12 protein-coding genes and 1 pseudogene are annotated in these 15,735 nt (G+C 40.1%); 8 read left to right on the forward strand and 5 right to left on the reverse strand.

Going from position 1 to position 15,735, the window contains the following annotated elements; all coding sequences use genetic code 11:
• Positions 1–57 precede the first annotated feature (57 nt).
• The 4 genes from HWQ39_RS16970 (at position 58) to HWQ39_RS16980 (ending at position 5,080) form a co-directional block, all read left to right on the forward strand.
• Entirely contained in the window at positions 58–441 is a 384-nt protein-coding gene (locus HWQ39_RS16970) for a phage tail assembly protein (protein WP_292847266.1), read from the forward strand.
• Entirely contained in the window at positions 384–587 is a 204-nt protein-coding gene (locus tag HWQ39_RS34435) for a DUF6760 family protein (protein ID WP_366932280.1), read from the forward strand. Before HWQ39_RS16970 ends, HWQ39_RS34435 begins: the two co-directional genes overlap by 58 nt.
• Complete coding sequence (locus HWQ39_RS16975; protein WP_292847269.1) at positions 584–2,704, forward strand: FHA domain-containing protein; 2,121 nt, start codon at positions 584–586, stop codon at positions 2,702–2,704. The genes HWQ39_RS34435 and HWQ39_RS16975 overlap by 4 nt, the downstream gene beginning before the upstream one ends.
• 192 nt (positions 2,705–2,896) lie before the next feature.
• Positions 2,897–5,080: a CHASE2 domain-containing serine/threonine-protein kinase gene (locus HWQ39_RS16980; protein WP_292847272.1), complete on the forward strand. Its 2,184-nt coding sequence runs from the start codon at positions 2,897–2,899 to the stop codon at positions 5,078–5,080.
• A gap of 184 nt (positions 5,081–5,264) precedes the next feature.
• Here HWQ39_RS16980 and HWQ39_RS16985 read toward each other — a convergent pair whose 3' ends face one another.
• Positions 5,265–5,714, reverse strand: a complete 450-nt coding sequence (locus HWQ39_RS16985) for an Hsp20/alpha crystallin family protein (RefSeq protein WP_292847275.1) — start codon at positions 5,712–5,714, stop codon at positions 5,265–5,267.
• Positions 5,715–6,463: 749 nt separating this feature from the next.
• Between HWQ39_RS16985 and HWQ39_RS16990 the strand changes: the two genes are divergently transcribed.
• The 3 genes and pseudogenes from HWQ39_RS16990 (at position 6,464) to HWQ39_RS17000 (ending at position 8,231) form a co-directional block, all read left to right on the forward strand.
• Positions 6,464–6,859: a hypothetical protein gene (locus tag HWQ39_RS16990; RefSeq protein WP_292847278.1), complete on the forward strand. Its 396-nt coding sequence runs from the start codon at positions 6,464–6,466 to the stop codon at positions 6,857–6,859.
• A gap of 201 nt (positions 6,860–7,060) precedes the next feature.
• Positions 7,061–7,312, forward strand: a pseudogene (locus HWQ39_RS16995) (pentapeptide repeat-containing protein); the annotation flags it as partial.
• Between the two features lie 124 nt (positions 7,313–7,436).
• Positions 7,437–8,231: a class I SAM-dependent methyltransferase gene (locus tag HWQ39_RS17000; protein ID WP_292847281.1), complete on the forward strand. Its 795-nt coding sequence runs from the start codon at positions 7,437–7,439 to the stop codon at positions 8,229–8,231.
• Positions 8,232–8,431: 200 nt separating this feature from the next.
• Here HWQ39_RS17000 and HWQ39_RS17005 read toward each other — a convergent pair whose 3' ends face one another.
• The 4 genes from HWQ39_RS17005 to HWQ39_RS17020 form a co-directional block, all read right to left on the reverse strand.
• On the reverse strand, positions 8,432–8,839 hold the full coding sequence (locus HWQ39_RS17005; RefSeq protein WP_292847284.1) for a hypothetical protein: 408 nt from the start codon (positions 8,837–8,839) through the stop codon (positions 8,432–8,434).
• Between the two features lie 445 nt (positions 8,840–9,284).
• Positions 9,285–9,719 (reverse strand): CAAD domain-containing protein, encoded by a 435-nt coding sequence (locus tag HWQ39_RS17010; protein WP_292847286.1) that lies wholly within the window; start codon positions 9,717–9,719, stop codon positions 9,285–9,287.
• A gap of 176 nt (positions 9,720–9,895) precedes the next feature.
• The gene (locus tag HWQ39_RS17015) at positions 9,896–10,357 is read right to left on the reverse strand and encodes a BON domain-containing protein (RefSeq protein ID WP_292847288.1); all 462 of its coding nucleotides are present in this window, start codon (positions 10,355–10,357) and stop codon (positions 9,896–9,898) included.
• 142 nt (positions 10,358–10,499) lie between these two features.
• A complete protein-coding gene (locus tag HWQ39_RS17020) occupies positions 10,500–11,759 on the reverse strand; it encodes a general stress protein (RefSeq protein WP_292847290.1) in 1,260 nt (419 codons plus the stop codon).
• Positions 11,760–12,188: 429 nt separating this feature from the next.
• On the opposite strand from HWQ39_RS17020, the gene HWQ39_RS17025 reads away from it, so the two are divergent.
• On the forward strand, positions 12,189–15,311 hold the full coding sequence (locus tag HWQ39_RS17025) for an MFS transporter (protein ID WP_292847293.1): 3,123 nt from the start codon (positions 12,189–12,191) through the stop codon (positions 15,309–15,311).
• Positions 15,312–15,735 lie beyond the last annotated feature (424 nt).

Raw genomic sequence — 15,735 nt, forward strand, 5'->3', positions numbered from 1 at the left:
GTTCACGGAGTTCAAAGACTCATCCCCTCAATGCCCAATGCCCAAATTAAAAAATCTATGCGCCGTAAGAAAGATACTTTATGTACAGAATTTGCCTTCACTCTTCCTAGAGGATTGAGTGATAGCGAACACCGAGTACATCGTCATGGAGTGATGCGTTTAGCCACCGCCAAAGATGAAATTTTGGTGCAACAAGAACGCAAAGTTCAAGAAAATCCAGCTTACGGTGTCTTGGTAATGCTTGCAAGGGTTATCAGTCGCTTGGGCAGTTTCAACTCTGTTAGTCCTGATTTACTCGAAGAACTTCTTTTACATGACATTGCCTATCTCCGAGAATTTTATAATCGAATCAATCAACAAGGTAATGTACATATTCCGACACAATGTCCCCACTGCAATACTCAATTTTCAGTGGAGCTAGAACTGGCGGGGGAGTCGTAAGCTACCCCTCTGAGACTTTATATGAGGAGGTAGCTTTTATTGCTTATCATTTCCACTGGTCACAAGATGATATTTTAAATTTAGAACATACTACCCGTCAGCGCTGGGTGGCAGAAATCAATAAAATTAACCAAAAATTAATATGAAAGTAAAAGTTAGCTACTCACCAAATCTAAGTGAAGTCAATGAAGTTGACCTTAGCACAGAAACTCCAACGAGAGGAGAATGGCTAATAGGCCGTTCTCCTGATTCTGATTTACTCCTAGACAGCCCTGATATCAGTCGGGTACATGCTAAGTTTTTTGTTAAAAATGGAAATTACTACTTCTCTGACCTGGGTAGTAGAAATGGCTCAATATTTAACGGAAAACAAGCTGAAAAAGATCGACCATATTCTTTGAGTGATGGAGATGTAATTCGGATTGCAGATTACGTTTTGATTTTGGAAGCAGTTGCTCCCGCTTATGAGCAACCAGAGACAGTCTTTAGAATTATAGATCCTTCACTGTTTTCTCGGCCGCGATCGCCTGAAAATGTCAGCGCTGCCAATGTTGTTAATCCACCTCAAGAGGTAGTCAAAGAAGTAGAAACCCCTGAAATTAATCCTCCTTCCTCAGAAATCAGCGAAATCTCAGCAGTTGTTTCCAATAAAAGTGATGATGTTATCTCAGTTGTTGAGATAGCCGCGCCTGAAAACATCATTCAGCCAACAGAAGCAGCCAACGAAGTTCCACACGATGTTCGTGATGAAATTGTGCATTTGCAAACATTAGTTGCACCAGAAATCAGCGCAGATGTTGAAGAAGTTGAGGTTCCAGAAATTAGTGAAGCTTCAGAAGTTTCTTCTACTTTAGCTGATGATGCGATCGCTGCACCTGAAAACATCATTGAAACTCCTAAAGAGGAAATTCTCTTTTCAGAAGCTAACCACGATGAGGCTGTAGACTTTGAAGCAGCACTAGCAACAGAATCTACTTTCGTTCAGCGACGTGATACAAGTCCAATTCCAGAAGCTACCGATGATGAGTATGCATTAGAAGCAGCACTGGAAGCAGAAGTCACCTTTGTACAGCCGCGCGATATTTTCAATGAAGTTCCTCCACAGAATGCCATTCTAGAAGTTAGCAGCGATGAGTATGCATTAGAAGCAGCACTAGAAGCAGAAGTCACCTTCGTACAGCCGCGCGATATTTTCCACCAAGTATCTGAAGAGGAGAGCGCCGTTCCAGAGGTTACTCATGATGAAATAGTAGATTTGGATACGCCAGCCGTAGAAAGTACAGATGTTGCTGAAGACACGGATATTGAGCCGCAAGAAGCATTGAGCCAAGTTACACAAAATATCACTGATGAAGCAGTAGATTTAGATACGCCAATTACAACAGTAGATAGCGCAGATGTTGACGAAGTAGAAACTAGTCCGGTTGTCAATGAAACAATCAGCGAAGTTTCTGAGGCATCAACTGTTGTTGAGGAAGTAGAACCTAGTCCGGCTGTCGATAAAACAATAAGCGAAGCTTCTGAAGTATCAACTGTTGTTGACGAAGTAGAAACGAGTCCGGTTGTCGATGAAACAATCAGCGAAATTTCTGAAGTATCAACCGCATTTGATGATAACATTGCGGCAGTTTTTAGCAATCAAGACATTGGTTTGCCTAATATAAATACTGAACAAGTCAGTGTAGATGTTGATGATGTTTCTGCACAAGTAAGTGAAGTATCTGAATTCGCTGATATTCAATCTTTGGAAACAAGAGAGAGTGGAGTTACTGAGAATATCAGTCAAACTATTGAAGAAATTTCTGACATAGAAGCAACTCAACCTGATGAAACCTCAGAAGAAACTTTAGAAGAAGCAAATGTCAGTGAGCCTCCTCAAGCAATCATTGAAAGAAATATAGTACTCATCGCTCATGAAAGCAAGAAATCAGAACTTGCTGAATTTGTTTCTCAGCATCAAGAATTCTTCTCACAGAGCTTTACGATTACATGGCCATCTGTTAGCGAAGTCCTGCATCAACAGTCAAGAATAACTATTAGTCAACAAACCCCCGCACCAACTTCTGGAGGATATCAAACAATTGCTTCATTGGTTGGAGCAGGAGAAATTTTAGCAGTTATTTTTCTGAGAGATTTGCTGCAACCGCAACCTGGTCAAGCAAATGAAGAAGCACTGCTGAGATTATGCAATATTAATCAAGTTCTACTGGCGACTAATTTGCCAACAGCAGAGGCGATCGTGCATTATCTGAAACACATATAGCAATTCTAAATGAGTTATGAACACAAAGATACCCGATTTCTTAAAGAAGTCGGGTATCTGAGCATTTTAGGGTTTGCAAGTAAAATATAATTCCTATAGTTTTTGAAAAGTTGCAAATTGCATAGAATAATTTCAATAATAAAAATTAATCTCAAAATATACTTATATTTTAAAGTAAAACTTATTAAAAAAATGGTTGTAAATTTTAAAATTTTATTTAGACAGCCAGTTATTCTTTCAAGTGCGATCGCTACAATTTTACTAGTAGGCATTCAAAAACTGGGGGTTTTCGAGCCTCTAGAAATGAAAGTCTACGACGAAATGATGCAATTACGTGCCGACCCCGGCCCAGACTCTCGTCTGTTGATTGTTGCTTTAACTGAAAAAGATATCCAAAAATGGAACTGGCCCTTATCTAGCGAACTTCTAGATCGGCTGTTAGGCAAGCTTGAAGAATATCAACCGCGAGCCATTGGTCTAGATATTTTTCGTGACTTACCAGTACAGCCAGGTCATGAAAAACTACTGCAACGCCTACAACAGAGTGATATTATCATTCCTATTTGTAAACATTCTGGTTCTAACAATCCGGGAATCGCACCACCAAAAGGCGTGGAAGCAGAGCGAGTTGGATTTAATGATGTTGTAGAAGATACTGACGCTACAATTCGCCGCAACCTATTATTAGTAAGTGCAGAGAAGTCCGATTCTTGTCAAAGCACTTATTCTTTTAGCTTACAACTAGCACTCAAATATTTAGAAGTCGGAGGTATCCAGCTAGAATTTACTCCCAAAAAGGAGCTACGACTACGTAATACAGTCTTTAAACCCCTGCAAAGTAGCGCTGGCGGTTATCAGAAAGCAGATACAAATGGCTACCAAATCCTGCTTAATTACCGTTCTGGTCATCAGATTGCCCAACAAGTAACTATTACAGAAGTCCTTGCAAATCAAGTTAAACCAGATTTGGTAAAAGACCGTATCGTTTTGATTGGTTCAACAGCCAATAGTTTAAATGATATTTTTAATACGCCATTTGCTAGTGGTAAGTCAGATAATTCCGGCAAGATGGCAGGAATTGAAATTCATGCCCACAGCGTTAGTCAAATTCTCAGTGCTGTTCTTAACAAACAGCCTTTATTTTGGTTTTTGCCTGAGTGGGGTAAAATCCTTTGGATATGGGGATGGACTGTAGTTGGTGGGTTGCTGGTATGGCGAATTCAACATCCACTAGGTTTAGGATTAGCAGCAGCAACAGCCCTTGCAGTGTTATTTGGAGCTAATTTTGTCATTTTTACCCAAGCTGGATGGTTCCCAGTTATACCTCCGGCGTTGGGGTTAGTATTTACTGCTGGGAGTGTCCTTGCCTATAGTTCTTATCAAACCAAGCAAGAGCAAAAAGAAATTACCCAACGGGTTCAAGAACACCAACAATTAATTGTGGAATTGCAAGGTCTTTTACGGCAGCGCGGCGACGCCTCTAATGAAGCGCCAACGGTAATTGCTGATTCCATCGGGCAAGACATTGCACTAGGCACGCTACTAAACAAGCGTTATCAAATTACTGAACGCTTGGGTTCTGGAGGATTTAGCAACACTTATATCGCTAACGATATCCAGCGTCCGGGGAATCCGCAGTGTGTGGTTAAACAGTTGCGACCTCCCCGCCAAGATGCAGAATATTTAAATGTCGTCAGACGCTTATTCGACGCTGAGGCAGAAATTTTAGAAACTCTAGGTAAGCACCCACAAATTCCCCAACTGCTAGCTTTTTTTGAAGAAAATCACCAATTTTCTCTAGTGCAAGAATTTGTTCGAGGGCACGCTATGGATAATGAGCTAACCTATGGGAAGCGACTCAAACAAGCTGAAGTTGTGGAGATGCTCAAAGAAGTTTTACACGTACTGATCTTTGTTCACAGCTATGGCGTAATTCATCGAGATATCAAACCTAGTAACTTGATTAGGCGAGAATCAGATCAACACATTGTTTTAATTGACTTTGGTGCTGTTAAACAGATTCAACCTCAGCAGCAAGAAGCTCAGACAATTTCAATTGGCACTCCTAGCTATGCACCTTCTGAACAAATGAGCGGGTTGCCAAAACTCAATAGTGATATTTATGCCTTGGGAATTATGGGAATACAAGGTTTAACTGGGGTAGATCCGAGAGAATTTCGTAGAGACACAAATACTGGTGAAATCATTATCCAAAGTGGAACTGATGCCAATCAACAGATTTGGCAACATTGGCGCGAAATAACTGATGCGACAAACGAGTTAGTTATGATTTTAAATAGAATGGTACATTTTGACTTCACTCAACGATATCAGTCAGCCGCAGATGTGCTTAAAACTCTCGAAAGTATCGAGTAGTCAGAAAAAAGCCCGGTTATTCGCATAACCAGGCTTTTAGTTATCTCAATGAATCAGTAGAGGTAAAATAGTGCGATCGCAGTTCAGATAGAGCCACAAAACCCTGATGTGTAGACGCGATTTATCTCGTCTTCTCTAGACCAATTATCTACACCAATAACCCTTAACCGAACCGGATTGCCCATTAAGTAGGTCTTTCCAAATTAACCTTGACAACTTTGTTCTTTTCTTGCTCAGTTTTAGGCAGTGTCAAATTCAAGATGCCGTCTTTATAATCTGCTGTGACGTTAGTATTTTGAATCCGAGCAGATAGAGGAATTACACGCTGAAATTTACCGTAATGAAACTCACTTCTGGTAATGCCTTTTTCCTCAGTTTTAGTTTCAGATTTTCGCTCACCGCTAACGTAAACAACGTTTTCTGTGACTTGCACATCTAGGTCTTTAGCTTCTATTCCTGGCAATTCTAGCTTCAGATGAATCGCATCCTCAGTTTCTTGTATTTCAGCCGCAGGAACTTTGCTTAAGCCTTTGTCAAACAATGCAGATGGTAGCCTGGTATCTTCAAATAAACTATTAAGTTGATGTTGTAGAGTGTCAATTTCTCTCCAAGTATTCCAACGAACTAGTGTCATAAATCTTCCTCGCATTAGTTAACTTTGTTTAATAAATTTTGCACTTCAATTTGTGCTTACATATTTATATTACGTAGAGTTAAACTTGCTGTATATTCGGCTATTATCACCAACTAATTGATGATTACCGTACCAAATTAAATATGAGAAATTACGGTTTGCCCTAATTTATATGTTCGGTAAACCCTAATAGATAAATTAGATTCAATTAGACTCAGTTATCAATCTGCTATTGAAGGGGACAGCGCAGAAATGCAATGCCTCGGTTGGGTTATGCCTACAACTAAATAATAGCACTGCATAAATTTTTAGATAACCTCAGTTAAATACATATCTGTTCAAGTCGACTTATTAAATAACACAATGTCAGCGATGAAACTCTTTCCCTTGCTCAATTTGACACATATTGTTGATTCTAGTGTCCTACCTAGAATCGCTAAGACTGCAATCACAACTCATAGCAAGAGTGGCATATCAATCAACACAGATATCAAATCTAATACTTTACGCAGCCATTCCCCAAATATCAATTACCTTGAACCCTTTGATACTGCTGTTCTTGCTTATCAGATGATGGGTCTTAGCAATTTTGAATGAACTGTCGGATGCGCTCAATTAAATCACCCGAATGGGTGAGGAACAAATCAACCGTTCAGGTGAACTGAGTGCAGGAAGTTTAGACCGATAAAAAATAAGACTCTATTAGTTAAGAATACTAATTGCACTTTACTATAACTAAGGATAATTCTATGAAACTCTCAACCTTGCTAGATTCTGTATTCATTGTTGCTTCTATTGCTCTATTACCTGGAATCGGTGGCGCTCAAACACCTACTAACAATAGTGGCGAAGCTATAGTTATCAACTCTAACAATTTATCCACTCATTCTACAAACGTTAGCTACCCAAAACCCTTTGAGACTGCATTTCTAGCTTATCAAGGTAATCTGAAAGCACAGGGAATTCCTAGCGGTAGTGCTTTGTTATTTCAATACCAAAAAGGAAACTTGACTGCACTAGATGTGGTTAAGGCTGCTGTCAACGCTAAAAAGTTACCAGCACAAGCTTTGAATGATACAGGTTATCTAAACGCTGTCGAATCGCAACTGACATCAATTGAGATTAATAGTGATTTATCCAACTAAGTATAGCGTTAAAGAGGTTCGTAACGGATTTATGAAATGCTGTACTCTCATCTCATTGCTTTGACAAGAAAATGTTTCACAGGCAAAGAAAAGCTGCTTTTTCCCCCGAATCACCATCCCATTAGCAAAAATTACTTTAACCCCTCCAAGCTTGGAGGGGTTTTTAGCGGCTTCCCGCAGGGGTATTGCCCCTACGGGTGTGCTTCATTGCATCATGCAAATTTAGATGGAGCAAAGCTGTGTCAGGCAAATCTGAGTCTGACAATACAATGAGAAAATTTAGCAACGGATTTAAGCGGAGCTAGCTTGCAAGGAGCAGATTTGAGCTATGCAAATCTAAATAGCGCTATTTTGCGAAAGGCTAATCTGCAAGGAGCAGACTTAACTGGAGCAATTCTCACTGACATTGATTTCCAAGGAGCGATTATGCCCGATGGTACGGTTCATGATTGAAGTTTAGTATGTAAAAGAACAGGGAACAGAAGCAAATAGATGTATACTGAGTTTTTTCAAAAATCAAATACGATTTCTGTATAATATATTCACTGTTTGAAGAATTAGTGAAAAACTTTAACAAATGGCTGTTTATGAGCAAATTGGCAAAGGCTATGATTTGACTCGTCGGGCTGACCCTGACATTGCTGCCCGATTAGCTGTTCATCTCCAAATCAAATCAAATTCCTCATATCTTGATGTGGGATGTGGCACCGGAAATTACACGCTAGCTTTAGCAAAACATGGTGGTCTTTGGCATGGAATAGACCAGTCAAAGCAGATGATTGATGCTGCTAAGAATAAGAGTAATTTTGTAGCTTGGCAAGTTGCCGAAGCTGAAGCTTTACCTTATGCTAATGAGATTTTTTCAGGTGTGCTATGCACTCTAGCAATACATCATTTTGTTGCATTAACCCCTGTTTTTCAGGAAATTTACCGTGTGTTGATGGGTGGTCATTTGGTATTGTTTACTGCTACACCAGAGCAAATGAGCGAATATTGGTTAGTCGAATATTTTCCAGAGGCTATATATAAATCTGCTGAACAGATGCCAAGTTTAGAAAATATTAGATTTGCTCTCAATGAGGCAGGTTTTAATTCAGTAGATATCAAACCTTATTCTATTTCAGAAAACTTACAAGACCTATTTTTATATAGTGGTAAATATCGTCCTGAAATATATTTAGATAAAAATGTCCGTTCTGGAATTTCGACGTTTGCTTTGCTAGCTTCTGCGGATGAAATCGCCGCCGGGTGTCAAAGGCTCGCAGGAGATATTAATACGGGACGCATAACCGAGATTGTCAATAAGTATGAAAACAAGCACGGAGATTATTTGTTTGTAATTGCAGATAAAGTAGTAAGAGCTAATACATAAGAGACTGACAAAAAAATATCCAATTACACTGGTTTTCATGTATTTGAACCACATCTGTCGTAGGGGCACAGCAATGCTGTGCCCCTACCGCGTGGTCTATTTACCTAAAAATAGCTGTAAGTCTTGTGGGGTGGCGCTTATATGGCGGGTAAGATGGCCACCCCACAATATTGGATAATTTGTTTCTTGGAGTTCCCTAATTAAATTACTCCTGGCCCTCTACCCCGACTGTCACTATTTTCTGTTAACTTGCCTTCCTCGTCTTGATTAATTTCTCCAAGTTCTTCAATACGTTCTGCTCTCTCTTCTGCTGCTTGTTGGCGTGCATCGCCTGGTTGTTCGTAGTAAATTTCCGGTTCAATCGCATAGTTGTTTAATAAACCTTCTTTGTCCACGGTATAGCCATCGGTGGTGCGTATACTTTCTGGATCGGTTTGGTCGTCGGTAGATACATCTGCCTCCCCTTCTTCTGTGGGGAGTGTTTTATACTTATTTCCTTCTCTTTCAATGCGAGCGGCTGTTTCTGCTGGGATAATACCGCGATCGTAAGTATCTACTTCAGCCCGATCAGATGAATCTATACCTTTATTAACTGCTTCATTAGCCATAATTTATGTCCTCGTTAAAGAATCTATTAAATAACTTCAAGAACTAGACTAGGCTGTTTTTTATCTCCGAACTACTATCTTTAGAAGTGATTTAAAATTAAATATAATGTTATGTTCTCTATCTTTTGAGGTATCAAAAAAATCATATTAAGTAAAAATACACCTTGCCATGGCAATGGAATGATGCTTCCGGCACCCAAGGGCGAACGCGGCTATACGGACAAAACCCACTTCCGTGGGTTTCAAATTCTTTAAGTTTGCGTAGCCGCGATTTCTAACCGCCTGGTATATTTGCTTTCGTTAAGATGCTTCCCCGCCTGAGAGACCACTAGTAGTATGTTAAATTCATTTTGACGGTTAGAGAGACGCAATAAATCGTCGTCTCTACAGGAAATCTACCCATCAATTATTTATTGACAGATTACTAGTTTAGTGTTCAGGAAATTTATTCGCCCACAAACTGGTTTTTCAGGAATTGAATTTCAGCCGACAATTCTTGCCGAGTTGAAACCTTCAGTAGATAACGGGAAATAAACCAAGTGGCGTAACCAATTCCAACTAACTCAAAGAGCGGTGATAGTAGTGGAATATCATTGATTTCATCCAAAAGTGCTAGCACTATCTTGGCTGTAACAATCGCTGCCAAAATTAAAGCAACAGTTATTAAAGGCTGCTTGTAGTCTTGAAAAAAGCTAGTTAAGTATTGGGGCAGTTGCTCCAAAAATTGAGTAATTTGTCTGCTAATTTGTTGCCACTGAGATTCAGGTTCACGGGCTGGTGGTAACTTTGGCAAGTTTGCAGTATCAGTACCTTCAAGTGCTAGTGTACCTGGTGAGAATGAAGCATTGCTCGATTCTCGTTGCTGTTGTTCAGTTCCCATAGTTTTTATTTGGGGCAATTACAAGAGTTTGTATAACTGACTAATCGTAAATAATAAATAATAATTATTTGAGTCGTCAGTCGTCAATTCTTAATGGTCAGTTATAAGTATAACTGACCACTAATACTGAGTAAGAATATTTAATTTTATTTATACCTACTCAGTTGGATTTGTTGTTAGCTTTTTGGTGGGGCAACAGTTGCCTTAACAACTACAGTTTTGACACCTTTAATTTGTTTAGCTAAAGTTTCGATTTTAGCCAATTCCTGCTGATTACTAACAGTTCCCGCAACAGTCACAACACCACCGTCTGCGGCATTAACTGTTAGTTGACCTTTGGGTATATTAGCCTCCAACTTGGAGCGAACTTCACTTGCTAAGTCACCTTTAGCTCTTGTTGTATCGCCACCAGTGGCATTGTTGCGCTGTTCGCGGGCGCGAATATCCTCATTTAGCTGTCTTCTGCGAACTTCACTTTGTGCATCTTGTTGAGAAGCTTCTGTGGTTTTTGCAGTCGGTGTTTGGGGAGCTTCATTAGGATTACTGGGTGCAGATTCACTTGTTTTAGAAGCGTTATCACAAGCAACAACACCAAACATTAAGAGGGTGCTAATTAAGAAGGGAGTTAGCTTTTGCATAGATTTAATTCGCAATCGGAAGGTGAAACTTGTTGATATTTACGGCAGAACAGAGGAGCAAGTTTTTTCAGTCAGGAGCAAATTTTTCAAATTCTTGCTCTTGCAATTTTGGGAAATTAATTCGAGTGACAACTACTTTGGGTTAAAGTGCTTCATCACGACGATCAACAATGACTACAGCAGGATCGTTTCTATGAGGCTCTGTTGAGTAATTGGTGCGATCGCTATTATGCGTGACTCGTTCAAAACCTGGGCGATCTTCACTAATTTCTGTGGCATCATAGATAGCAAATTCTTCAATACCTCGATGTTTGAGAACTGCTTCAGCTTGGCGGATTTCAGCTTCCGTACCATCAATAATTACTAAGTAGTCGCCTCTTTGGAAGCGATCGCTATATACTCTAGCTCTATCTTCAGGGATTCCCAAGCCAACGAGCGCACCAACAATACTTCCAGCGGCCGCACCGATGGCACCACCAGCTAATGTTGTTGCCAAGGTTGTCGCCACTGCACCACCTGCAAGCACGGGACCGATTCCAGGAATTGCTAAAGTCCCCAAACCAACTAATAAGCCAGTCAAACCGCCGACAACTCCACCTGTTGCGGCTCCAGCTTTTGCACCATCGTCTGCTTTATTACCTGTACCAACACTTCTGTCTACATCTACGCCAGCGATCCCATGACCGCTTGTATCTTTGGCGATGATGGAGACTCTATCTAAAGAAAAACCCGCATCTCGTAATTCTGTAATTGCTGCTTCTGCATCTCGACGATGTGAAAATACCCCGATGGCACGTTTAGCGACACCATTATAAGCTGGAGTAGGAGTAACATTACCAGTGCCTACATTTGCCACATCTGGGTTGTCGTAAATGCCAAACTCTTCTACACCCTGACGATTTAGAATTGCTTCAGCTCTCAAAATTTCTGCATCCGTGCCATCAAGGATCACTAAATAGTGTCCTCGTCTCACGCGTTCGTCGTAAACTCTGGCTCGTTCTTCGGGAATTCCTAAACCAATTAATGCACCAAGTAAACTACCTGCTACTGCACCAATACCAGCACCAGCAAGAGTTGTAGCTAGAGTAGTTGCTGCGGCTCCAGCTAACATAATTGGCCCAATGCCAGGAATTGCCAGAGTACCAAGACCGACTAGTAAGCCAGCTAATCCGCCCAAAGCACCGCCTGTGGCTGCTCCGACTTTAGCACCTTCGTCAGATTTATCGCCGACGCGATCGCGTACTTCAGCCCCAGCAATATCATCTCTGTCCCCATCTTGGGTAATGACAGAAACTCTATTCATGTCAAAACCAACTTTTTTCAATTCATGTAGTGCATTCTCAACATCCCGGCGATTAGAAAATACACCTACACCACGTTTATGTACAACACCTACAACCATTATCTTATCTCCTCAGCAATAGTCAATTATTCACAAATTTAAAGCTTGGAATACCATCATTAATACATGTTTAGACTCATTTCCCATCAATCGCTTGGAAGAATTTTTATCTCTATCATTAGACAGAGGTGACTTTATCTAAATGAGTAAATACTTTTCAAGTATCAAAAGTTAAATATTGATTGCTACTAGTTATCAATGAGTGTTTTAAAAATATGTTACAAAAGATTGCTTTTTTGATATTTTCTATTTCCATGAATTAACTAAAACTACATTACTTAGTAAAAGAAAAAATATTCTTTAAAGATCCAACTTTTGGCAAGTAAACTTACTACCTAAGAAACTTTCGGCGTAGATAACTGATAATTAAGCTAATAAATAAGCCATTTTCTAAATGGGTATGTAATTGAGTGCAAGTGAGAAAATCTTATGTTTCAAGGTGTTTTAACCATTTTGGGATGGAACTGGTTGCCTTTCGGATTAGCGCCTGTAAATTTAGCTCAGGAAATACTAACTCCAGAAAAAGCATCAGTTCTTTTTTCGGGATCTAAATTCTTAGTGGCTTTGCTGGCTGGAGTTTCAATGGCATTTGCCTTTCAATTGTTACTCACAAACTTTTCAGTTGCAGCCGGAATTTCATCTTGGGAAATTGACTCTGATTCTGATGATGAGTCAGAAGGTTTGGGTAAGACTATTCGTAAAGTTCAAGCGAAAGTTGGTGCTTGGGCATTAATAACCGCGAGCATTGCATTATTTATTGCTTGTTTTTTAGCCGTAAAACTTAGTTTAATCGAAAGTGCATTTTTAGGAGCAATTATTGGTGTAGTTATCTGGTCTATCTATTTCTCACTAGTAATTTGGTTGGGTTCATCGGCGGTAGGTTCTTTAATTGGTTCTATATCTAATACTGTCACTTCTGGTTTTCAAGCTCTGCTGGGTACAGCAAATGCTGGCATTGGTGCTAATGCTGCAAAAAAACAGTTAGTTTCTACTGCTGAAGATATTACAGCCGCAGTCCGACGGGAATTAACTTCAGGTTTTGATTCCGAAGGTATTAAAAATACGCTCCAAAGTTCCTTAAACTCTCTGCAATTACCAAAGCTGGATATCAAACAAATACGCACTCAATTTGACCAGCTTCTTAAAGATACAGATTTACAATCTGTTGCCAATAGTGATTTACTACAAAATGTTAACCGTCAAACCTTTGTTGATTTAATCAGCAGTCGTGCAGATTTATCTAAAGAAGATATCAATGGCATTGCTGACCAATTTCAAGATGCTTGGCAACAAGCTTTGAATCGTAAAAATCCCACAGAACAAGTAATCAATTTACTTAAGTCTGCTACTCCTGAAGAACTGAATTCAGAGCAATTGGGTGAACGGCTTCAACAACTGGTTACAGTGGGAGGCGGTAATGGCAATGGTGTAATTAAGCAAGCAATTCGATATGGCTTGAGTGCTGCTGCACCAGCAGTTCTGGAGCGAGTAAATCTTTCTAATATCGATGTGAACAAAATTACAACTCAGTTGCAAAAACTGAAAGAAAAAGTTCAAGATGTCGATGTCGATGAAATTACAGAACAATTCAAAAAGTTTAGAGATCAAGCAACTGAGCAAGTATCTGCAAAATTACCAATATCACTAGAAAATGCAATTAAGGCAGATGTAGAAGACTACATATTGCAGTCGTTCCCTTGGCACTTCAATCGAATTACCTTAGTAGATGAATTTAAAGAAGTAATCTATGACGTAAATGCAGATCCAACAACTGTGAGACGAGAATTGGAAGAAATTAATCAAGAATATTTCACCAATTTACTACAGCAGCGGGGTGATATCAGCGAAGCCAGGGTGAAAGAAATTTCCGAACAAATGGAAAGCGATCGCTTGGAAGTTTTAGAGACTGTCAAACAGGCCGAAGCGCGCGAAAAAGGACAAGATTTCCGCAGCCGCATTGAAGATTATCTGCGTTCGACGGGGAAAGAAGAACTCAATCCTGAAGGTATTGAACGGGACTTTGCTAAGTTGCTGGACGATCCACAAGCTGGGTTTGAAGATTTAAGTAGCCGCTTTGGGCAATTTGACCGTGATACTTTTGTACAATTGCTCCAACAGCGTCAAGATATCAGCGAAGAGGAAGCTAATAATATAGTTAGTCAACTCGAAAGCAACCGCGATAACCTGTTGAATCGTGCTAGAGAATTGCAAGAGCAAGCAAAAGCGAAAGCCGATGAACTGCGCCAAAGGGTTGAAGAATATCTGCGGAATACTAACAAAGACGAACTTAATCCTGAAGCTATCAAACGTGAGTTTAGAATTTTGCTAGACGATCCGCAAGCCGGAATTAGCCTTTTGCGATCGCGCCTATCGCAATTTGACCGGGATACATTGGTACAATTGCTCAGTCAGCGTCAAGATTTGAGCGAAGAACAGATAAATCAAACTCTCGATCAGCTTGAAGCAGTCCGAGATAGTATTTTGCAAGTACCGCAGCAAGCGAAAGAACAGTACGAAAAAACCACAAAAGCGATCGCTGAATATCTCCGCAATACCAACTTGGAAGAACTCGATCCAGAAGGTATTAGAGGCGATTTAGAAAAATTACTCGACGATCCCAAAGCTGGAGCCTTAGCACTGCGCGATCGCTTATCTAATGTCGATCGAGAAACCTTGGTAAAACTCGTGAGTCAGGGGGGAGACTTGAGCCAAGAGCAAGTTAATCAGATTATCGATCGCGCTCAAGATGCTATTGGTGATATCTTGAGAGCGCCACGACGTTTAGCCAAGCGTACCACCCAACAAGCTTTAGATTTTGAAGCCAATCTGGAAGGATATCTGCGTAATACCAACAAAGATGAACTCAACCCCGAAGGAATCAAACGCGATTTACAATTGCTGCTGTCTTCTCCCCGCGCTGGACTTGGGAATTTAAGCGATCGCGCCTCAAAATTTGACCGTTCGACAATTGTGGCGCTATTATCCCAACGGGAGGATATTTCAGAAGAAGAAGCTAACCGAATTGTGGATCAAATTGATTCTATTCGTAGTTCTATTGTTGAACAATTCCAACAGATTCAGCAGAGAGTGCAATCAGTGCTAGATGGAGTTTTTGCCAAAGTTCGCAACTATCTTAACTCTCTTGATCGTTCCGAACTCAACTATGAAGGCATTAAGCAAGACTTCGCGAAAGTCTTCGACGATCCCCAAGCCGGATTTGAAGCATTGCGCGATCGCCTCAGTGAATTCGATCGTGACACCTTAGTTGCTGTATTGAGTTCTCGTGAAGATATTTCCGAGGCAGATGCTAACGGCATTATTAACCAAATAGAATCGGCGCGGGATGGCGTATTACAACGAGCCGAACGCATCCAGAAAGAAACCCAAAAACGCCTGAAAGCGATTCAAAATCAAGCTAAAAAGCAAGCGGAAGAAACTAAAAAAACCGTTGCTAATGCTGCGTGGTGGATATTTGGGACAGCGATTACTTCTCTTGCGGCTAGTGCGATCGCTGGAGCAGTGGCCGTTATGGGGATACCTCTACCTCGTTAAAATATTACCCTCATCAAGAATTTTAAGAGAAAATATCAAGTGGTATTCAGTTTTTACAAATGAATGCCACTTTTTTTATACATAAATAAAATAAACTACCCCACAGCGTACTATCACGACCTTTTGATTCCGATCTAGATCAAAAAACCCTATGTGAGTAAAGGTTTCAGATTTCGTGATGGCGAGAGTAATAAAATATAGAATTAATTATTATTTCTTATAGATAGAAAAAATTATGTTTGAGGATAGTATTATGCTTGTGTTACTCCAAATACACTAAAAATGTCCTAAAACCTATACAATTCCGTAGGATATAATCTGCTTGTTCTCTAGCAGCCTACTGTTAGAATCTGTGAACACATCAGGCGCAAGGACATAAAATGACCATTGGCACAATCGATTTTGATGCCAAAATTATCAATCT

This window comes from Nostoc sp. NMS8 (assembly GCF_017115045.1).
GTDB lineage: Bacteria > Cyanobacteriota > Cyanobacteriia > Cyanobacteriales > Nostocaceae > Nostoc.